General features: G+C 57.1%; 1 pseudogene. It reads left to right on the top strand.

The features are described from left to right. Nucleotides 1–651, top strand: a pseudogene (locus R7E78_RS27465) (type IV secretion protein Rhs); the annotation flags it as partial.

Below are 651 nucleotides of genomic sequence, written 5' to 3'. Positions count from 1 at the left end.
AAGGAAACCTACGTCTACGACAGCAAAGGCCTCGTCTCCAGCATTACAGATCGTGCTGGACAGAAGCGCACGTTCACCCATAACGACCGGGGATTGGAAACCACCCAGATAGACCAGGATGGGGGCAAGGTTACGACCGACTGGCTTCCTTCCAAGTCGCTCCCTGCAAAAATCACGGAACCAACCAGGATCACTGAGCTTACCTACGACACTCATCTCCGGGTGATAAGCCGCAAGGTCACAGATCGCAGCTCGGGCGCTTCCCGGACATGGACCTACACCTATGCCCCTGTTGGTACAGGAAAGCCGAGCCTGTTGGCCTCGGTTGATGGTCCGCGCACCGACGTCAGCGATGTTACGACATTTGACTACGATGACCAGGGCAACCTGATCCGGACAACGAACGCGCTGGGGCAGGTGACGCAGTTTGGTGACTACGACGCGAACGGTCGCGCCGGGACCATTCAGGGTGTCAATGGTGTAACCCAAACCCTCACCTATGACGCCAGAGGAAGACTTGTCAGCTCCACTGGGCCAGAAGGAACCACGGTCTACAACTATGATGCTGTGGGCCTCCTGAGTTCGCTGACCAAGCCAAATGGTGCAACCGTCAGCTATGAGTACGACGCTGCACATCGGCTGGTGGCGGAA

This window comes from Vibrio sp. YT-19(2023), assembly GCF_033337395.1.
The sequence above is the reverse complement of the archived record's forward strand: the minus strand, read 5'-3'. Positions and strand labels throughout refer to the sequence as shown.